We start from the raw sequence: 18421 nt of genomic DNA, 5'->3' as shown, positions 1-18421 counted from the left end.
GCGGTGGGCGGCACCGGGCAGCCACCCGGCACACTGGGGACGCGGGGACAGCGGCGTCCCGCGCACCACCCGACCCTGCCCACCCACCGCGGAGGCGCGCATGGCGCTGCAGATCAGCGCGACCAATCCGGAGCATCCGGCCCAACTGCTCGACCTGCCCTGGGACACCGTCCTGGAACGGTGGCCCGATGCGTGCCTGGTGCCGCTGCCGCGCGGCATCTCGCGGCACGTCGTGCGGTTCGCGGCGGCCGGGCCCGAGGTGGTGGCCGTCAAGGAGATCACCGAGCGGGCCGCGGTACGGGAGTTCGGGCTGCTGCGGGACCTGCACCGGCTCGGCATCCCGGCGGTCGAGGCGCTTGCCGTGGTCACGGGACGCATGGCGCCGGACGGTGAGGAGATCGAGTCGGCGCTGGTCACCCGGCACTTGAAGGGCTCGCTGCCGTACCGCTCGATGTTCGAGTCGACGATGCGGCCGAGCACCGTGAAGCGGCTGATGGACGCGCTCGCCGTGCTGCTCGTACGGCTTCACCTCGCCGGGTTCGCGTGGGGCGACTGCTCGCTGTCGAACGCGCTGTTCCGGCGGGACGCGGGCGCCTACGCCGCGTACCTGGTCGACGCGGAGACCGGCGAGCTGCACCAGAGCCTCAGCCAGGGGCAGCGGGACTACGACATCGAGCTGGCGCGGATGAACATCGCGGGCGAGCTGATGGACCTGGAGGCGTCGGGGGCGCTGCACCCGTCGATCGACCCGGTGCCGTTCGGCGCGGCGATCGTGGAGCGGTACGAGGAGCTGTGGCACGAGCTGACCCGCGAGTCGGTCTACCCCGTGGACAAGCGGCACTACATCGACCGGCGCATCCGCAGGCTCAACGACCTCGGCTTCGACGTGGCGGAGATGCGCATCGAGAGCTCGCCGCAGGGCGACACCGTGCGCTTCCTGCCGAAGGTCGTCGACGCCGGGCACCACCAGCGCCAGCTGCTGCGGCTGACGGGCCTCGACGCGGAGGAGAACCAGGCGCGCAGGCTGCTCGGCGACCTGGAGTCGTGGATGGCGACACAGGACGACTACGCGCCGGGCGATCCGCTGGGCGCGCGGCCCGAGGTGCTCGCGCACCGCTGGGTGCGCGACGTGTTCCGGCCGACGGTGCGCGCCGTCCCGTTGGAGCTGCGGGGCGACGCGGACACCGCGCAGATCTACCACGAGGTGCTGGAGCACCGCTGGTACCTGTCGGAGCAGGCGGGCCGCGACGTGGGGCTCGACGCGGCTGTCGAGGACTACGTGGCGCACGTGCTGCCGGCGAACCTCGCGGCGACGACGGTGCAGCACCTCGGGCGCGAACAGGAGGACTGAGCCCGCCGGTGCGCGGCGGCGCTCACTGGAGTGCGCGGACCGCGGCGGTGAAGACGCCGGGCAGGGCGGCCGCTGCGGGCACCACGAGCCGGGCCGCCGGGCCGCCGGCCACCCGCACGAGGGCGCCCGTCAGCGCCCGGTGGCGGCGGGTCAGGGCGCGCCAGTCGCGCTCGTAGGCCGCCGGCTCGCCGGTGCGCAGCCGGGCCACGGCGGCCCGCGCCGAGGCGAGGCCGAGCGCGATGCCCTCGCCGGTCAGCGCGTCGACATAGCCGGCCGCGTCGCCGACGAGCAGGACGCGCCCTGCGACGCGGGCGCGGGCGCGCTGCCGCAGCGGCCCCGCGCCGCGCACGGCCGTCGCGGGGCCGCCGGTGAGGCGGGCGCGCAACTCGGGGAAGGCGGCGAGGTGCTCGTCGTAGCCGAGGCGCCGGCAGCTGAGGACGGCGACACCCACCAGGTCGTCCGCCACGGGGGTCACATACGCCTCGCCCGCCTGCGACCAGTGCACCTCGACCAGGTCGGTCCAGGGCGCCACGCGGTAGTGGCGGCGCTGGCCGTAGCGGCGGGCGGCCGGCCCCTGCGGCACGTCGAGGCCGAGGGCGCGGCGCACGGGCGAGTGCAGGCCGTCCGCGGCGATCAGCCAGCGGGCGCGCAGGCCGCCCGCGGTGACGCCTTCGGCGTCCTGCTCGACGCCGGTCACCCGGCCCGGCACGGGGGCGACGCCCGCCTCCGCCGCCCTGGCGAGCAGCGCGGCGTGCAGGTCGGTGCGGCGGATGCCCCGGCCCTGCCCGGTGTCGAACAGAGCCCTGGCGTCCCGGTCCCCGCGCACGTACCGGATGCCGCGCAGCGTCCGGCCCCGCGGGAGGCGGACACCGAGGTCGGTGAGTGCGCGGACGCCGCTCGGCATGATGCCCTCGCCGCACGCCTTGTCGACGGCGCCCGCGCGGGGTTCGATGACCACCGTCCGCAGCCCCGCGGCGGTCGCGTGCAGCGCGGCCGCGAGCCCTGCGGGGCCGCCGCCCGCGACCAGGACGTCGATCATGTGGCGGTGCCCGCGGTGGCGAGGGCCGCGTTCTCGCACCTTATCCGCACGGCCAGCAGCCAGGCGTTGAGCAGGGTGAAGACCACGGCCGTCAGCCAGGCGGTGTGCACGAGCGGCAGGGCGACGCCCTCGGCGGCCACCGCCGCGTAGTTGGGGTGCCGCAGCCACCGCAGCCGGTAGGGGCCGGCGGTGACGAGCGGCAGTCCCGGTACGACGAGCACCTTCGTGTTCCAGCGCGGCCCGAGCGCGCTGATGCACCACCAGCGCAGCCCCTGCGCGAGGACGACGACGGCGAGCGCGGGCAGGCCGAGCGCGGGCAGGAACGGCCGGTGCCCGTAGCGGGCCTCGGCGAGGCAGCCGAGGAGCAGGCCGGTGTGGAGCACCACCATCGCCGGGTAGTGGCCCCTGCCGTGTTCGACGGCGCCGCGCGCCAGGCTCCAGCGGGCGTTGCGCCGGGCGACGGCCAGCTCAGCGAGGCGTTCCCCGCCCACGGCGAGCACCAGCACGGTGTACCAGATCATCGTCTTCCCCTGTCCCTTCTCCGCCGTCCCCGATCCGCTCCGGTCGCCCGGTCACCAGCGCAGCAGGACGAGTTCCGCGCAGAAGCCCGGCCCCATCGCGAGGAGCAGTCCCGCGGTGCCGGCCGGGGGCCGCCGCTCCGCCAGGGTGTCACGCAGCACGTGCAGGACGGAGGAGGACGAGAGGTTGCCGATCGATCCGAGGGAGCGCCAGGTGACGTCGAGGGCCCCCGCGGGCAGGTCGAGTGACTCCTCGACGGCCTTGAGGACCTTGGGACCCCCGGGGTGGCAGACCCAGGCGGTGATGTCGTCGCGGGTGAGCCCGTGGTCGGTGAGGAAGCCGTCGACGTCGGCGGCGAGGTTCTTGCGGACCACGTCGGGCACGCCGGGGTCGAGCAGCACCCGGAATCCGGAGCCGGTGATGTCCCAGCCCATCACGTGTCCGGTGTCCGGATAGAGGTGGCTGCGCGTCTCGACCACGGCGGGGCCTCCCGCCCCGCGGCGGGCGCCGCACAGGACGGCGGCGGCCGCCCCGTCCCCGAACAGGCCGGAGGCCACGAGGTTCGCGGGTGACGCGTCGTCGGGCTGGAAGGTGAGGCTGCACAGCTCGACGGAGAGCAGCACGGCCACGTCGTCGGGGCGGCCGAGCAGGTGGTCGTGGAGCCGGGCGAGGCCGGCGGCGCCCGCCACGCAGCCGAGGCCGAAGACCGGCAGCCGCTTCACGTCGGGCCGCAGGCCGAGCCTGCCGACGAGGCGGGCGTCCACGGAGGGCGCGGCGATGCCCGTGACGGAGGTGAACATCAGCAGGTCGACGTCGCGCGGCGAGAGGCCCGCGGCGTCCAGCGCGCCGGCCACCGCCTCCTCCCCCAGCGGCACCGCCGTCTCGATGAACACGTCGTTGGTGTCGCCGAAGTCGCCGGGGTCCGCGTAGCGTTCGAGCGGCATGGCCATCGCGCGCCCGGCCACCCCCGCGCTGGTGTGCAGGCGGTCGAGCAGGCGGCGGTCCGCGCCGTCGGGCAGGCACGTCCGCGCCACCATGTCGGTGATCTCGCGCTGGCTGTAGCGGTACGGAGCGAGCACTCCGTGCACGGCTGCGATGCGTGTCATCTGGGGTCCGATCAGCTCGGGAACGGAACATCATTGCCCGCACCGCGCCCTGTCTCACGCCCGTTCCCCGGTTCGGACGCCGACGCCGGTCCGCGGCACCCGCTTCCCCCGCCACGGCACGGCATGCGGCGCCGTACGGCGCACCCGTGCCTACGATGACCGGATGGACGCCGCACCACGGCCGCCGCGGGCCGCCCGCCCGGCGCCGCGCGCCGCGGCGGCCGCCGCCCTCCTCGGGGCCTGCCACCCGGGCCCGACCGCCGTGGTGACGCTGCTCGTCGCGGGTCTCGCGGTGGCGTCGGGCCGGGGCGCGGGCGCGGTGCTGCTCGCCACGGCCGCGGTGCTCGCGGGGCAGCTGTCGATCGGCTGGAGCAACGACGCGGTCGACGCGGCGCGCGACCTGGCGGCGGGCCGCGCGGACAAGCCGGTCGCGGGCGGCGCGGCCTCCGCGCCGGGCGTGCTGGCCGCGGCACTCGTCTCGGCGGCGGTGTGCGTGCCGCTGTCCCTGCTGTACGGGCCGGTCGCGGGCGCGGTGCACCTCGTGGGGGTGGCGGGCGCGTGGGCGTACAACCTGGGGCTGAAGGCGACGGTGTTCTCCCCGCTGCCGTACGCGGTCGGCTTCGGGGCGCTGCCCGCCTTCGTCGCGCTCGGGGCGCCCGGCGGGTCCGCGCCGTCGTGGGAGGTGGTCGCCGCCGCGGCGCTGCTCGGGGTGGGCGCGCACCTCGGCAACGTCCTGCCGGACATCGCGGACGACCTGGCCGCCGGGGTGCGGGGCGCGCCCCAGCGGCTGGGCTCGGGTGCCGTACGGCTGGTGCTGCCGGTGCCGCTGGTGGCGGCGACGGTCCTGCTGGCGTCCCGCGGTCCCGTGGGCGCGGGCGGAGCCGCGGTCGGGGCGGCGCTCACGGCCGCGGTGGCGGGGGCCGTGGCGGGGCGCGGCCGGCCTCGTGCGCCGTTCCTCGCGGCCGTGCTGGTGGCCGCGGTGGACGTGGGCCTGCTGCTGTGGCGGGCCGCCGGCGGATGACGCGAGCGGGTCGGCCCGGCGGATGACGCGGGTGCCCGGGCCCGGCGGGGCGCGGCGGTTCACGGCGGGCAAAGAACTCACCAAACCGGCAGGCCGGAGCGGGCACCATCCGCGCGGCCCGCGCGTTGTCCCGGGTGCCCGATCTGAATCATGAGGAGAGATGAAGGCATGGCCCTCTGGGACCGCTTCAAGGAATCCGCCGCGACGATGCAGACGCAGCTGACGGCGAAGAAGAACGACCTCAAGAGCGGGGCGTTCCGCGACGCGAGCATGGCGATGTGCGCGCTGGTGGCGGCGGCCGACGGCTCGGTCGACCCGTCGGAGCGCCAGCGGGTCGCGTCGCTGATCACCGCCAACGACGTCCTGCAGAACTTCCCCGCGGCCGACCTCCAGCGCCGTTTCGAGGAGAACATCGGCAAGCTCCAGGCCGACTTCGCGTTCGGCAAGGTCGGGGTGCTCCAGGAGATCGCCAAGGCGAAGAAGAAGCCGGCTGAGGCGCGCGCCGTCGTCCAGATCGGCATCGTCATCGGCGGTGCGGACGGCGACTTCGACAAGGACGAGCAGGCCGTGGTCCGCGAGGCGTGCTACGCGCTGGGGCTGCCGCCGCACGAGTTCGACCTCTGAGCCCGCGTCCGGCCCGTCCGCGGGCGGGCCGGACCGCTCCCTCCCGGCAGTGCGGCCCGGGGTCCGGCCCGGCGCGGCGGGGGGTGGCGCGCGGCGGCGGCCGCGGCGTCTGGCATACCCTCGTACCCGTTGTCCGCTGCGTGTCAGACGTCGGGTGAGGGAGGTTCCCCGTTGCGTGACTTGGCTTTTTCCCTGTTCGACCCGGCGGCGGGTCAGGGCGGCCGGCAGTTCGCCGAGCTGGCCCTCGCCCTGCTGCTCTCGACGCTGATCGGGGCCGAGCGCGCCCGCCAGCAAAAGAGCGCGGGCCTGCGGACGCACACGCTGGTGGGTGTGGGCAGCGCCCTGTTCATGGAGGTCTCGCAGCACGGCTTCAACGCGGTGCTCGGCCTGGAGAACGTCTCCTTCGACCCGTCGCGGGTGGCGGCGCAGATCGTCTCGGGCATCGGCTTCATCGGCGGCGGGCTGATCTTCGTACGGCGGGACGCGGTGCGGGGCCTGACGACGGCGGCCACGGTGTGGCTGACCTGTGCCGTGGGCATGGCCTGCGGCGGCGGACTGCCGCTGCTCGCCATAGGGGTGACGGGTGTGCACTTCCTGGTGGTCCAGGGCTACCCGTGGGCGACCCGGCGGGTGCCCGCCCTGGCGACACCCGAGGTGTCGCGGCTGCATCTGGCGTACCGGATCGGCACGGGTGTGCTGACGCGTGTTCTGGAGTACACCGCCGCGCGGGGGTTCCAGGTGGTGCAGGTCCGGGTGGACCGCGCGGCGCCGCAGCCGGACGGGGAGGGCCCGCCGCCGAGGTCGTCGGAGGCGGGCACGGCGCTCGTCTATGTGGACGTGGAGGGCAGCGGCAGTGTGCCCGACCTGGTGGCCGCGCTCTCGGAGTTCGAGGAACTGCTGAGCGTGTCGTCGCTGCGCGGCGACGACGACAGCGGCGACTGAGGGCCGGGGGCGGCCGGGGCTCGCGACCGCCCGGCGCGTGGCGCGCCGTCACGGAGTGTGCAGCCGCGCCGCCAGGTCCTCGATCCTGGTGTGCCAGGCGGCGAGCGCCCGGTCCGTGTCGAACGTCTTGGGTCCGGTCTGGGTGAGGACGAGCCGGGCGCCGTGGCCGGTGCCCTCGCGCAGCTCCCAGGTCACGGTGCCGCCGTCGGCCCACTCGTAGCTGAGCATGTGCGGCGGCCGCACCTCGCGCGCGTGCCCCGCCGGTACGTCGCCGTCGGTGAAGCCCGCGGGGACGGGCAGCCCGGGCACGGGGTCGATGCCCGCGGCGAGCACCTCCCAGACGCGGTCGGCGGCGGCGGCGAGCTGCCGCTCGAAGCGCACGGTCCTGGTGCCGCCCGCGGTGGTGGCGGTGCCCCGGTCGAGGCCGAAGTGGCGCAGGTACGCGTCGTGCAGCGCGCCACCGTCGCGGCGCCGCTCGACGGGCCCGCCGTCGAGCAGGGCGCGCAGCGAGGCCAGGCAGAGGTCCCATCCCGCGGCGAAGCCCGGCGCACCCGCCCGGTCGTCGAAGGTGTGGACCAGGGTCAGTTCCGCGCCGTCTCCGTCCGGGGCGACGGTCCAGGCGAGGTGGTCGGCGCCCCAGTCGAAGGCGAAGCGCCGCGGCGCCTCCAGTGCGGTGACGGTGCCGGTGGGCGGCGGCACGTCGCCGGCGGGCGCGCCGAAGGTGAGGGCGCCGCCCGGACGCGGGTCCAGGTCGACCCGGAAGGGGAACCATTGAGACAGCTCCGCCGGTTCCGTGAGCGCCCGCCACACCGCTTGGGGCGGGTGCGGGAAGGTGCGGGCCATGGTCAGGGCGGTGCGGCCGTCGACTTCTGTGAGGGTGTCGGCGCCGGAGGGAGGGTTCATGGCGGCTCATCCTGCCAGGACCCCCGGCGGTTCCGGCCAGTTGGCGGCGCCGGGGAGCGGCGGAAACTGGCCGGAATCGCGTGGTGACAGCGCGTCAGCATCCGTCACATAATGAAGTGATCGCACAATGGGGCGATTGCGTCTCCTCCTTGCTCTCCCGGAGATCGCCCCACGCGGCCACCCGACCCCCGACGGACGGCGCAAGGAGAGCGGCCGTGCATGACGAATTCCTGTGCCACGTCACCGCGTACGGCGTGTGCGGCGGGCAGCGCGTCGGAGTGCCGCTCGGCACGTACCGTGCCCCCACCCTGGCCCTCGCGCTGTGGTGGTTGCGCGACCGCGCCACCTGGATCGCGGAGCGCCTCGACCCGACGCCGGACGGCGGCGGCATCCCGGCGCAGGCGCTCGCCCCGGTCGGCTCGGACGTGCCCGACGTGCCGGACACGCTGCGGGCCTGGCGCGACGACGCCGAGCACCAGGAGATGATCGCCGAGCACCTGGCGCACGGGCGGCTGATCCGGGTGGCGACGCACGACGACACCACCGAGTACGAGCTCCTCGCGGAGTCCGTGGACGCGCTGCGCATGGAGCGCACCGCTCCGGTGCCGCTGGTCTCGGCGGTGCCCCGCGCGGAGCGCCGGTTCCCGGCGCTCGCGGGCAGTGTGGCGGAGCCGTTCGGCGACACTCTCTGGCTGGGTCGCAAGGGCGCCTGACCCGCGGGCCCCTCCCCGCGCCGGGTTGCTCCGAACGGGCCCCGGCCCCCGACGTCACGGTGATCGGCGCCCGCTTCCCGTGATCACCGGCCCGTCCCGGGTACACGGCTCACGGGGGTTACTCACACAGCAGGAAGCAGCGGGGGCTGGAAGGCGGGTGGACGATGTTCGAGCCGGAGGACATCCGGGAGTGGCGCGACCATGACGTGGTCGACGTCGGCAGGAAGAAGATCGGTTCGCTGGAGGCCGTCTACGTGGACACGGCGACCGACCAGCCGTCGTTCGCGACGGTCACGGTCGGCATGCCGACCAAGCGGCGGCTGGTGTTCGTGCCCCTGGAGAACGCGACCGTGGGCCCGGGGTATCTGAAGGTGGCCGTGGACCGGAAGGTCGCGAAGGAGGCACCGTCGATCGACGTGGACGGGGAGCTGCCCGCGGAGGACGAGCCGAAGGTGTTCGCGCACTACGGGATGGCGTACACGACCGGCGCGGGCGGCGGGCGGCGGCGCGGGCGGCGGTAGCGGCGGGCCCGGGCGGCGGGGCGGGCGCGCCGCCGGGCCCGCCCGCCCCGCGGCGCGTGCGCCCTGGCGCGGCCTCGCGGGTCGTTCGGCGGGCGGGGCACGGCTCTCTCACCCTGATGGGGACGGTGGCCGTATGGGCGCGAAGCGCCTATATGATCCGGTCCACGTCCCGGCCGTGTCCGAGCACCCGTTCGGGGCGTCCGCCGGACCTCCGCGACCTGAGGGGCAGTAGACGGAATATGACCCGGAAACGTGCCGGCGAGGTGGACCACCCGGGCCGTGTCCTGCGCGCGCGGCGCAGGATCGCGGGCTCCATGGTCGAGCTGGCCTGGAGCCGAGGCCGCGAGATGGAGCTGATGCACCGCGCGATGGGGTTCGCGGCGCTCGGCTTCCTCACCCTCGTTCCACTGCTGGTCGTCGTGGCGGCGGCCGACCCGGCGAGCGGGCAGGGCTTCGCCCGGTGGCTGGGCCAGGGCATCGGAGTGTCCGCAGGGCCGCAGGAGGAGATCCAGGAGCTGTTCAGCAGGCCGGGCCAGGCGCTTCAGGGCACCACGGCGCTCGGCCTCGCGGCCCTCGCCGTCTTCGGCCTCACCTTCGGCGGGGCGGTGCAGACGGGGTACGAGCGGGTGTGGGACCTGTCGACGGCCCGCTGGCACACGGTGTGGCGCCATGTGGTGTGGCTCGCCGCCCTGGTCGTCTACCTGATCATCTTCGTCAACACGCCCGTCACCTCGGACTCGCTGGCGTGGAAGGTGTTCGGGACGACCGCCGACGTGGTGGGCGCGTTCCTCTTCGTCTGGTGGTCGCAGCGGGTGCTGCTGGCCGGCCGGGTGCGGTGGGGCGCGCTGGTTCCGGGGGCGGCCGCGACGGCGCTCGGGATGCTGGGGCTGCGGATCTTCTCGCAGCTGGTGTTCTCCCCGCTGATCGCGTCGAGCGCCGTGACGTACGGGCCGTTCGGCACGGTCCTGGTGATCCAGTCCTGGCTGGTGGGCGTGGGGTTCGTGGTGTACGGCGGGGCGCTGGTGGGACGCCTCTACCACGAGCGCAGGACGCAGAGGAGGCTGCGGGAGAGCAGCGTGGAGGCCCTGGGGCCGCCCGGGGAGCGGTGAGGCGCCGGCGGCACGTGCGGTAGGCGCCGGTGTGCCCGGCGCCCCGCCGGGGCACCGGGCACACGGGCCGTCGCCGGTCAGCAGCTGAGGTTGCCGCCCGGGTCGACGCCGAGGATCTGCGCGAAGCGCTGGTAGGTGTCGACGCGGTCCTGCACCTGGGCGGGGTTGCCTCCGTTGCACTCGATCGAGCCGTTGATGGAGCGGATCGTCTCGCCGAAGCCCTTGCCGTCGACGATGGCGTCGTGCGGGGTCATGGTGCCGGGGCCGCTCTGGGTGTCCCAGTACCACAGGCCGGTCTTCCAGGCGACGGAGGCGTCGTTCTGGACCAGGTCGGGGTTGTTGAGCAGGTCGATGCCGAGGGCGTCGCCCGCCGCCTTGTAGTTGAAGTTCCAGCTCAGCTGGAGCGGGCCGCGTCCGTAGTACTTGTCCGTGCCGGCCGGGCAGCCGTAGGGCTGGCTGGTGTCGCAGTAGTTCGGGTAGTTGGCGGTGTTCTGCTCCACGACGTACTGGAGGCCGCCGGTCTCGTGGCCGACGTTGGCGAGGAAGGCGGCCGCCTCCTGCTTCTTGACGGTGTCGTCACCGGTGTTGGCGAAGCCGGGGTACGCCGAGAGGGCGTCGGTCAGGCCGCCGTACGTGTAGAAGGCGTTGCGGTTCGGGAACATCTGGTCGAACTGGGACTCGCTCACCACGAAGGCGGCGACCCTGGCGGAAGCGGCGGGCGCGGTATGCGGGGCCGCGGCCTGCGCGGGGCCGAGTGCCAGGGCGGACAGGGCGACCGCGGACGCGGCGGCGGCGACTGCGGCGATCATGCGACGGCGCACTGCATTCACTCCTCGCCGGGCGGCCGTCCCCACGGCGGCCCGGAGTCGGTGGGGGGAGCCCGGGGGGCACGGGGGGATCCGCGAGGGACCCCGGGCACGACGGGGCCGCACCTCCCGCGCGTGGGGGCACGAGGGGTGTGGTGCCGATGCGTTCGCAAAGACCCCGGCGTTGGACTAGACCATACCCACCGACGTGTCCGCGTCAAGAGTGCCGACGCCATCCCCCGGGGCGTGTGCGGCGCGCGCCGTTCGGCCCGCGGGGCGCCGCCGTCGCCCTCCGGCGCCCGGGGCGCGCACCGGTGTGACGGGTGCTCCCAGAGTTCACCGTTGGCAGTGCGGGACGTGGTCCGGCGGCGGGTCGCCGGGCCGACTCGCCGCCGCAGACTGGCGGCCGTGGTCAACAACAGCCGGTACGCCGAGATGGCCGATGTCCTCGCCGCCGAGATGGCCGATCGCCCCGCGGGCAGCAGGGTCGCGAGCGAGCACCAGATCGCCGGGCGGTTCCAGGTCAGCCGCGCCGCCGCGCGGGCCGCGGTCCAGGAGCTGGAGCACCGCATGCTGGTGCGGCGGGTGCGGGGCGCGGGCACGTTCGTGAACCGCAGGGTCGACCTCGTCCTGTCCCAGCGCCGGGCGCCCTCCCTGCACGAGATGGTGCGTCAGGCGGGCGGCGCAGCGCGCACCGTCGTGCGCGACGTGCGGCTGCTGCCGCTGCCCGACGAGGAGGCGGGGCTGCTCGAACGGCCCCCAGGCAGACCCGCGCACCTGCTGGCGCGGCAGTCGTACATCGACGGGCTGCTCTGCGGCTGGGCCCACATCTGGATTCCGTCCGACGTACTGACCGAGGTCGGCGCAGCGCTGCACGCCGTGGAGTCGCTCGACACGATCCTCCGCCAGATGGGCGGGGTCGAGCCCGTACGCGCCTGGTGCCGGGTCAGTTGCTCGTACCGGCCCCCGAGATCGCGGCACACCTCGAAACGGAGTACGGGCGCCCGGTGTCGCTGGTCGAAAGCCTCAGCAGAGACCGCGCCACCGGCCTCGCGGTGCTGTGCAGCAGCCCGTGGAACCGGCCGGACAGGACCAGGGTCGTCGTCGAGATGGACGGCCCCTGGCAGCGGCCCGCGCCCGCGCGCGACCCGGAGGAGGGCGGGACCGGCGGACCGTCCGGCAGCCGCTGCCCCCTGGGAGGCTGAACCCGCTCCCCGCGGGCCTCCGCGAGGAGCAGGCGGGGAACGCGGGGGACTCCCCCGCCGCGCGTCCGTTCAGCCCTCCCCGCCCCACGGTTCCGGGCCGGTGGCGACGGGGCGCCCGGGGTCGCTGATCCACGCGGACCACGAGCCGGGGTAGAGCGCGGCGTCGATGCCCGCGGCCGCGAGCGCCGCGATCTCGTGGGCGGCCGCGACCCCGCCGCCGCAGTACACGCCGACCGGCACGCTCCCGTCCGCGCCGAGGCGCCGGAAGCGCGCGACGAGTTCCGCGGTGCCGGCGAACCTCCCGTCGGGACGGAGGTTCTCCCCGGTCGGCGCGCTGACCGCGCCGGGAATGTGCCCGGCGGGCCGGTCGCCGCCCCGCCCGGGGTCGCCGCGGTACTGGGGCGCGGACCTGGCGTCGAGCAGCAGTCCCCCGGCGGCGAGCCGGGCGGCGTCCGCGGCGTCGAGGACGGGCAGGGCGCCCGGCGTGACGCGGACGCCGCCCGGCGCGGGCCGCGGCACGTCGGCGGTGAGCGGGCCGCCTGCCGCGCGCCAGGCGGCGAGGCCGCCGTCCAGCAGCCGTACGTCGGACAGCCCGGCCCAGCGCAGCACCCACCAGGCGCGGCCCGCCGAGCGGCCGCCCTCGTCGTCGTAGACGACCACGGCCGACGACGCGCCCACGCCCCAGCGGCGCAGCGTGTCCTGGAGCCGCCCGGGTTCCGGCAGGGGGCGCCGGCCCGTGCCGTGGCCGGGCTCGCCCGCCAGGTCGCGCGGGAGGTCGGCGTAGACCGCCCCCGGCAGGTGTGCGGCCCGGTAGGCGGCGAGGGGGTCACCGCCGTCCCCGGGGCGCGGGTTGCCGACGTGCAGGAGGACGGGCTGCTCGCCGGGGCGCACGGTGAGGGCGAGGAGTCCGGCGGCGTCGGCCAGGACCGCGGACCTGCCCGCGGCCTCCGGTGCGCTCATGCGAGAGCCTCGGAGCCGGCCGGCGCGGCAAAGCTGCTCAGCGGGCGCGGCAGGCCGAAGAACTCGCGGAAGGTGCGGGTCGTGTACTCCTTGCGGTGCAGTCCGCGCCGCTGGAGCTCGGGGACGACGAGGTCGGTGAACTGCTCCAGCGTGCCGGGGAGGTACGGCGGGAACAGGACGAAGCCGTCCGCCGCGCCGTCGAGGAGCCACTGTTCCATGAAGTCGGCGACGCCCTTCGCGTCGCCGACGACCTCGCGGTGGCCGCCGCCGAGCCGTGTGTAGCGCACGAGGTCGAGGAGGGTGATGTCCTCCTCCCCGTAGGCGAGCCGGGCCCTTGCCACGATCCGCTGCCCGGCCTCGGGCACGGACGCGAGGTCGAGGAGTTCGCCGAGCGGTACGTCGAGGGGCCGGCCGGAGACGTCCTCGCCGAGCGCCCCGGAGAGCGGGGCCGCGTCCGGGGCCAGGGTGGCCAGGTCCTGGATCTCCCGGTACTTGGCGTGCGCCGCCGCCGGGGTCTCCGCGACGTACACCGCGAGGCCCGGCAGGATCTTCTGGGCGTCGCGGGGGCGGCCGTACCGGGCGAGCCTGCCCTTGAGGTCCGCGTACTGCCGCTGCGCGACGTCCAGGTCGGACGCCATGGTGAAGCGGATGTCCGCGTACTTGGCGCCGAACTCGCGGGAGCGCTCCGAGGAGCCCGCGTGCACCAGCGGGACGCGGCCCTGCGGCGGCCGGCCGATGTTGAGGGGGCCTGCGACGGAGAAGAACTCGCCCTTGTGGTCGACACGGTGGATCTTCGCCTCGTCGACGAAGCGGCCGGACGCCTTGTCGGCGACGAAGGCGTCGTCCTCCCAGCTGTCCCAGAGCCGGGAGGCGACCTCCACGAACTCGTCGGCCCAGTCGTAGCGGCGCTCGTTGTCCCAGTGCTTGTCGCGGCTGAAGTTCTTCGCGGCCTGCTCGTCGAGGCCCGTGACGATGTTCCAGCCCGCGCGCCCCTCGCTGAGGTGGTCCAGCATCGCCATCGAGCGCGCCAGCGAATAGGGGTCCGAGTAGGTGGTGTTGACGGTGGCGACGATGCCGATGTGCTCGGTGACCGCGGCGACGTTGGCCGCCACCGTGAGGGCCTCGGGCCTGGTCACCTGGTTGGGGCGCTCGTGCTGCCACTCGGGCAGCCCGACGACCCGGTCGCCGATGAAGTAGAAGTCGAGCTTGCCGCGCTCGGCGGTGCGGGCCATCCGCTGGAGGAAGCGCGGGTTGTAGGTGCCGTTGACCTCTGCCTCGGGCAGCCGCCATCCGGCGGCGTGGAAGCCGGTGGGCCAGATGGACCAGCCCAGGTGCAGTTGCCTGTCCGTGTCGGACACGGGGACTCCTCGGATATGTCGGAACGGGGGTCTGGGGACGCGGCCCTGGAGAGGGGCGCCGGGGTGCCGCGGGGAGCTCAGGAGGTCCCGCGGCGCGGCGATCCCGGACGCCACGGCAGGACCACCCCTTCGACCAGCAGGAACAGCAGGTTGATCAGATAGCCCACGGCGGCGAGCGTGAAGACCTGCGTGTAGAGGGCGGTGACGTCGAGGGTCTGCTGGCTGGTGAGGATCTGGAAGCCGATGCCGGTGTTGCCGGAGATCATCTCGCTGAAGACGGCGATGATCAGCGACATGGCGAGCGCCGTCCGCAGCCCGGTGAAGATCTGCGGCAGCGCGTGCCGTATGTCGATCTCCCACATCGCCCTGGGCCCGGAGAGTCCGAAGGTCAGTCCCGTCTCGCGCAGTGTCCGCGACACCGACCTGATGCCGGCGAAGGTGTTGAGGATCACCGGGAAGGCCGCGGCGAGGCAGACCGCGAAGATCTTCAACTGGTCGCCGATGCCGATCAGCAGGACGAGCAGCGGCACGAGCGCCGTGATGGGGATGGGTCTGATCAGTTCGATGAGGGGTTCGAGCAGCCCGTGGGCGACCCGGATCCGCCCCATCAGGACGCCCAGCAGCACACCGCCGACCGCGGCGATCGCATAGCCGGCGAGAGTGACGGAGAGCGTGGCGAGGAGCGCGTGCGGCAGGGTGCCGTCCCGCGCGCCGTGCCACCAGGCCGTCAGCACGTCGGACAGGGGCGGGAAGACGGGCGAGGTGGCGAGCCCGCCGCTGGTCGCGGCCTGCCACAGCGCCAGGCACACCGCCACCACCAGCCAGCCCAGCAGACGGGAGGTGGCCAGGGCGCGGACCCGGCGCCCCGGGGCCTTCGCCCCGCGCGGGCCGGGATCGGCCGCCGCCGCGGGCCGCGGACCCCGCTCCCCGGCCGCGGGGGGCGTGTCCCGCACGGTGTACGCGGCGTGTGGAGAGCGCTCGTTCATGGCTGGAGCACCGTTTCGAGGAGGGCCCTGCGCACGCTGAGGAAGGTCTCGCTCTCCCGGCTGTCGACGGGGTGGCGCGGCCGGGGCAGGGTGATGGGGAGGTCGGCGGTGAGTCCCTCGCCCCGCTGGTCGACCACGACGACGCGGTCGGCCAGGTAGACCGCCTCGTCGAGGTCGTGCGTGACGAAGACCGTGGTGAGTTCGAGGCGGGCGGACACCTCCTGCAGCATGTCCTGGAGCCGGGCGCGGCTGAGCGCGTCGACCGCGCCGAACGGCTCGTCGAGCAGCAGGATCCGCGGCTGGGAGGCGAGGGCGCGGGCGATCGACGCCCGCTGCTGCATGCCGCCGGAGAGCTCCCAGGGGTAGCGGTCGTCCACGTCGGGCAGACCGACGAGCCGCAGTGCCTCCCGCGCACGGCGCCGCCGGTCCGCGCGGGTGGCGGCGGGGCCGTGGCGCGCGCCGAACTCCACGTTGCCGAGCACCGTGGTCCACGGGAACAGCGACTCGCCGTAGTCCTGGAAGACGCAGCGCAGTTGCGGGGGCGGCCCGGTCACGGGCGCTCCCTGGCACAGGACTTCGCCGCTGTCGGGGGTGACGAGCCCTGCCATGGTGCGCAGGAGTGTGGACTTGCCGCTGCCCGAACGGCCCACGACAGCGACCACCGTCTTCTCCGCGATGTCCAGGGAGATCCCCGAAATGCCTGTGGTGCGGCCGTCCTTGGCGGGGTAGAGCTTGGTGATCCCGGTGGCGCTCAGCGCGACGGCGGAGCCGACCGGGCGTGCCGCCGCCTGGCTCGGTGCGGCCGTCACGGAAGCCTGCTCTCGGTCGCCGTCCGGTACAGCAGCGGCTTGACCTGGACGGTCTTCTTGAGCTGCCCGAAGGAGACCGCGGTGGCGATCCACTTCTGGGTGGCGGCGATGTCGGCGCGGCCCGCGGGCTCGGCGGGCCAGGAGCCCCAGTGGGCCTGTTCGAGGATGTCGGGGTACTTCTTGGCCAGCACCGGGTAGTCGACGCCGCCGTACTTGGCGCCCAGAACGCCGAGTTGGCTGTCCGACGCGCTGTTGTAGTAGCGGGCGGCCTCCCGCAGGGCCGCCACCAGCCGGGCGGCCGCACCGGGGTTCTTCTTCAGCCACTCGGTGTTGCCGAAGTACGAGGTGGTGATGGTGTGCGGCGGGATCGCGTCCAGCGGGCTGCCGAGGTCCCTGGCCCCCGACTCCCCCACCAGCTTCTTGTCCTCGCCGATGTTGCGCCCTTCCACCGCGTCGGCGCCGCCCGTCTTGAGCAGGGACGCCTGGGTGCCGTCTGTGATGGTGATGAACTTGGCGCTGTCCGGGTCGACTCCGTGGTTCTTGAGCAGCAGCCGCGCGGCGACGTTGATCTCCGGGTACGGGATGACGCCGATGGTCTTGCCCTTGAGGTCGGCGACGGACTTCACGCCGGACTCCGGTCCCGCGAGCAGGTCCTCGTCCGAGGAAGGCTCGGTGGTCTGGATGTTGCCGGGCTGGATGATCTGGACCTTGCCGAAGCCGTTGGCAGCGGCGGCGGCCACCGCGAGTGTGTCGCCGTAGCCCACGTCCACGCTGCCGTTCTCCGTCGCGGCCACGATGGCCGGGCCGGCGGAGAGTGTCTGAAACTTCACGTTCAGCCGGTGCTTCTTGAAGTAGCCCTGCTGCTGGGCTATTTGGGCCGATATCAAATTTCCGGGGTAGATGCCGAGACGGACGGTGGCCACGCCGTCGGACGCCCCGGCGTCGGACGCGCCGCTGTTGCCGCTCCCGCCGCAGGCGGCGGTCAGCGAGAGGGCCAGGGTCGCGGCGCCGATGGCCGCGGGGCCGCGCAGGCGCCGGCGGCCGGCCGCTGCGGTGCCGCTCGGGCGGCGGGATGAGGGTCGCACAGGTGTCTCCTCGGACATGGGGAGAGGGCGTGCGGCCGGGTGCGGCCGGTCCGGCCGCACCCGGCGAACACGCTGGGGGGAGAAGTAAGTTGCTTGTGCTCAGGGGCGAGCGGAGGGCCGTGGGACGGCCGTGCGGTGGGGCAGGTGCCGTACCGGGGGGGGCGGGGCGCCCGGGGCCGCGGCCGTACCGGAGCACGGAGCGCCACCGGCGGGGCGGACCGCGCCGTGCGGTGTGTCAGTCGACGGCGCGGCGACACACCGCGCTGGCGACCCGGCACAGGTCCACGTGCCGCCGGCAGCACAGCAGGGTCGCGTAGCCGGTGGCGGGGGCGTACGGGCGGGACGGGGCGTCCCCGGCGCGGCCGCGGCAACGGATGGCGTACATGCCAGGAACACCTCCTCGACGCGTCGGTGAGCTGGGCCGACCGCGGTGGACCGTGCCCGGAGCACCCGGCCGCCAGCTTGCGGACACGAGCGTATACGCACGGGTCCGCCGAGACAATGGCGGCCTCGCAACACGGCCGTACATCACAGGGCGGGAGGGTCCCGGGGTCAGCCCGTGCCGCGGGCGAGCGACTCGACGCGCAGGTCGCGCATGCGTTCCAGGTGCACGGTCATCGCGGCCCTTGCGGCCTCGGCGTCTCCGGCCCTGACCGCTTCCAGGATGCTGTCGTGCTCGACGACGGTGGGGTCGCTGTGTGAGAACGCGGCGCCCCGTGCCGCGTAGATGACCAGCAGCGAGTCGAGCCGTCCGAGGAGGTCGGCGATGGCCGTGTTGTGCGCGGCTTCCCGCAGTGCCCTGTGCCACTGGTCGTTGAGCCGCTTGAACTCCGGGCGTTCGGCCGTGCGCCGCTCGTCCATCAGGTGGGTGAGCCTGACCAGGTCGAACTCGGTCCTGCGTTCGGCGGCGAGCGCCGCGGAGGTCGACTCGAGGGCGATCCGCGCCTCGTAGATGTCGAGGATCTCCTCGGGTGAGCGGAGTCTGACGCGGAAACCGCGGGTGGACCGCTCGATGTAGCCGTCCTGCGCCAGCCGGCCGAGCGCCTCCCTGATGGGCGTCCGCGAGACGCCGAAGCGCTTGCACAGCACCGTTTCGAGCAGCAGGTCGCCCGGCGCGAACACCCCGTCGAGGATCTCCCGGTGGATGCGGGTGTAGAAGGATTCGACGAGATTCAGCGAATCCGACGAGGACACGCAAACCCCCCAACCTGACCACGATGGCCGTCTGCAGCAGTCGGGCGCCGGGGGCACACAGCGCCGGCGTCCCGCGACGAGACGCCGCGACAGCTTACTCCGGGGGGTGCGCCCCCGTCAGGCGCGGGCAGGCGCACCGGCCCGCGGCGGCCCGGGCCGGTGCGCCGCGC

At 74.5% G+C, this 18421-nt stretch carries 20 protein-coding genes and 1 pseudogene; 8 read left to right on the top strand and 13 right to left on the bottom strand.

Translation table 11 applies throughout. From position 1 onward, the window contains the following. The first annotated feature begins 100 nt into the window (after positions 1 to 100). Positions 101 to 1351, top strand: coding sequence for a DUF4032 domain-containing protein (locus ABEA77_RS19590; RefSeq protein ID WP_345649043.1), 1251 nt, complete (start codon positions 101 to 103; stop codon positions 1349 to 1351). Positions 1352 to 1373: 22 nt separating this feature from the next. On the opposite strand, the gene ABEA77_RS19585 is transcribed toward ABEA77_RS19590, so the two are convergent. From ABEA77_RS19585 to ABEA77_RS19575, 3 genes are read right to left on the bottom strand one after another with little or no spacing between them, the layout of a single operon-like run. Continuing rightward, on the bottom strand, positions 1374 to 2390 hold the full coding sequence (locus ABEA77_RS19585; protein WP_345649040.1) for an NAD(P)/FAD-dependent oxidoreductase: 1017 nt from the start codon (positions 2388 to 2390) through the stop codon (positions 1374 to 1376). Further along, positions 2387 to 2911 carry an isoprenylcysteine carboxyl methyltransferase family protein gene (locus ABEA77_RS19580; RefSeq protein WP_345649037.1) on the bottom strand — a complete coding sequence of 175 codons (525 nt, stop codon included), beginning with the start codon at positions 2909 to 2911 and terminating at the stop codon, positions 2387 to 2389. Before ABEA77_RS19580 ends, ABEA77_RS19585 begins: the two co-directional genes overlap by 4 nt. Before the next feature lie 51 nt (positions 2912 to 2962). Next, the gene (locus tag ABEA77_RS19575) at positions 2963 to 4015 is read right to left on the bottom strand and encodes a type III polyketide synthase (protein ID WP_345649034.1); all 1053 of its coding nucleotides are present in this window, start codon (positions 4013 to 4015) and stop codon (positions 2963 to 2965) included. Between the two features lie 163 nt (positions 4016 to 4178). On the opposite strand from ABEA77_RS19575, the gene ABEA77_RS19570 reads away from it, so the two are divergent. From ABEA77_RS19570 to ABEA77_RS19560, 3 genes are all read left to right on the top strand, one after another. Beyond that, positions 4179 to 5036 (top strand): UbiA family prenyltransferase, encoded by an 858-nt coding sequence (locus ABEA77_RS19570; protein WP_345649031.1) that lies wholly within the window; start codon positions 4179 to 4181, stop codon positions 5034 to 5036. A 168-nt stretch (positions 5037 to 5204) separates the two neighbouring features. Further along, a complete protein-coding gene (locus tag ABEA77_RS19565; RefSeq protein WP_345649028.1) occupies positions 5205 to 5660 on the top strand; it encodes a tellurite resistance TerB family protein in 456 nt (151 codons plus the stop codon). 171 nt (positions 5661 to 5831) lie between these two features. Further along, positions 5832 to 6602: an MgtC/SapB family protein gene (locus ABEA77_RS19560; RefSeq protein WP_345649025.1), complete on the top strand. Its 771-nt coding sequence runs from the start codon at positions 5832 to 5834 to the stop codon at positions 6600 to 6602. A gap of 48 nt (positions 6603 to 6650) precedes the next feature. On the opposite strand, the gene ABEA77_RS19555 is transcribed toward ABEA77_RS19560, so the two are convergent. Continuing rightward, positions 6651 to 7505 carry an SRPBCC family protein gene (locus tag ABEA77_RS19555; RefSeq protein ID WP_345649022.1) on the bottom strand — a complete coding sequence of 285 codons (855 nt, stop codon included), beginning with the start codon at positions 7503 to 7505 and terminating at the stop codon, positions 6651 to 6653. 215 nt (positions 7506 to 7720) lie between these two features. Between ABEA77_RS19555 and ABEA77_RS19550 the strand changes: the two are divergent. The 3 genes and pseudogenes from ABEA77_RS19550 to ABEA77_RS19540 form a co-directional block, all read left to right on the top strand. After that, positions 7721 to 8119, top strand: a pseudogene (locus tag ABEA77_RS19550) (hypothetical protein); the annotation flags it as partial. Between the two features lie 263 nt (positions 8120 to 8382). Then, complete coding sequence (locus ABEA77_RS19545) at positions 8383 to 8739, top strand: PRC-barrel domain-containing protein (protein WP_345649019.1); 357 nt, start codon at positions 8383 to 8385, stop codon at positions 8737 to 8739. 239 nt (positions 8740 to 8978) lie between these two features. Next, positions 8979 to 9848 (top strand): YhjD/YihY/BrkB family envelope integrity protein, encoded by an 870-nt coding sequence (locus ABEA77_RS19540; RefSeq protein ID WP_425588326.1) that lies wholly within the window; start codon positions 8979 to 8981, stop codon positions 9846 to 9848. Between the two features lie 77 nt (positions 9849 to 9925). On the opposite strand, the gene ABEA77_RS19535 is transcribed toward ABEA77_RS19540, so the two are convergent. Together ABEA77_RS19535 and ABEA77_RS19530 are read right to left on the bottom strand one after the other, a co-directional pair. Then, positions 9926 to 10657 carry a chitinase gene (locus tag ABEA77_RS19535; protein WP_425588329.1) on the bottom strand — a complete coding sequence of 244 codons (732 nt, stop codon included), beginning with the start codon at positions 10655 to 10657 and terminating at the stop codon, positions 9926 to 9928. Positions 10658 to 10990: 333 nt separating this feature from the next. Next, positions 10991 to 11482, bottom strand: coding sequence for a hypothetical protein (locus ABEA77_RS19530; RefSeq protein WP_345649013.1), 492 nt, complete (start codon positions 11480 to 11482; stop codon positions 10991 to 10993). 110 nt (positions 11483 to 11592) lie between these two features. On the opposite strand from ABEA77_RS19530, the gene ABEA77_RS19525 reads away from it, so the two are divergent. Next, positions 11593 to 11859: a hypothetical protein gene (locus ABEA77_RS19525; RefSeq protein ID WP_345649010.1), complete on the top strand. Its 267-nt coding sequence runs from the start codon at positions 11593 to 11595 to the stop codon at positions 11857 to 11859. Between the two features lie 69 nt (positions 11860 to 11928). Here ABEA77_RS19525 and ABEA77_RS19520 read toward each other — a convergent pair whose 3' ends face one another. The 7 genes from ABEA77_RS19520 to ABEA77_RS19490 all read right to left on the bottom strand — a co-directional run bounded on the left by ABEA77_RS19520 (position 11929) and on the right by ABEA77_RS19490 (position 18251). Then, positions 11929 to 12819 carry a sulfurtransferase gene (locus tag ABEA77_RS19520; RefSeq protein WP_345649007.1) on the bottom strand — a complete coding sequence of 297 codons (891 nt, stop codon included), beginning with the start codon at positions 12817 to 12819 and terminating at the stop codon, positions 11929 to 11931. Next, the gene (locus ABEA77_RS19515; protein ID WP_345649004.1) at positions 12816 to 14177 is read right to left on the bottom strand and encodes an LLM class flavin-dependent oxidoreductase; all 1362 of its coding nucleotides are present in this window, start codon (positions 14175 to 14177) and stop codon (positions 12816 to 12818) included. Before ABEA77_RS19515 ends, ABEA77_RS19520 begins: the two co-directional genes overlap by 4 nt. 77 nt (positions 14178 to 14254) lie before the next feature. Beyond that, positions 14255 to 15163 (bottom strand): ABC transporter permease, encoded by a 909-nt coding sequence (locus ABEA77_RS19510; protein ID WP_345649001.1) that lies wholly within the window; start codon positions 15161 to 15163, stop codon positions 14255 to 14257. Further along, positions 15160 to 15972 carry an ABC transporter ATP-binding protein gene (locus ABEA77_RS19505; protein ID WP_345648998.1) on the bottom strand — a complete coding sequence of 271 codons (813 nt, stop codon included), beginning with the start codon at positions 15970 to 15972 and terminating at the stop codon, positions 15160 to 15162. Before ABEA77_RS19505 ends, ABEA77_RS19510 begins: the two co-directional genes overlap by 4 nt. Beyond that, entirely contained in the window at positions 15969 to 17057 is a 1089-nt protein-coding gene (locus ABEA77_RS19500; protein ID WP_345648995.1) for an ABC transporter substrate-binding protein, read from the bottom strand. Before ABEA77_RS19500 ends, ABEA77_RS19505 begins: the two co-directional genes overlap by 4 nt. A gap of 235 nt (positions 17058 to 17292) precedes the next feature. Beyond that, a complete protein-coding gene (locus ABEA77_RS19495; protein WP_345648992.1) occupies positions 17293 to 17442 on the bottom strand; it encodes a hypothetical protein in 150 nt (49 codons plus the stop codon). Positions 17443 to 17609: 167 nt separating this feature from the next. Next, positions 17610 to 18251 (bottom strand): GntR family transcriptional regulator, encoded by a 642-nt coding sequence (locus tag ABEA77_RS19490; RefSeq protein WP_345648989.1) that lies wholly within the window; start codon positions 18249 to 18251, stop codon positions 17610 to 17612. Positions 18252 to 18421: the final 170 nt, after the last annotated feature.

The organism is Streptomyces tremellae, assembly GCF_039540215.1.
In the GTDB taxonomy this organism is placed as follows: Bacteria; Actinomycetota; Actinomycetes; order Streptomycetales; family Streptomycetaceae; genus Streptomyces; species Streptomyces tremellae.
Note: the sequence above shows the minus strand (reverse complement) of the source record. Positions and strands in the feature narration are given on the sequence as shown.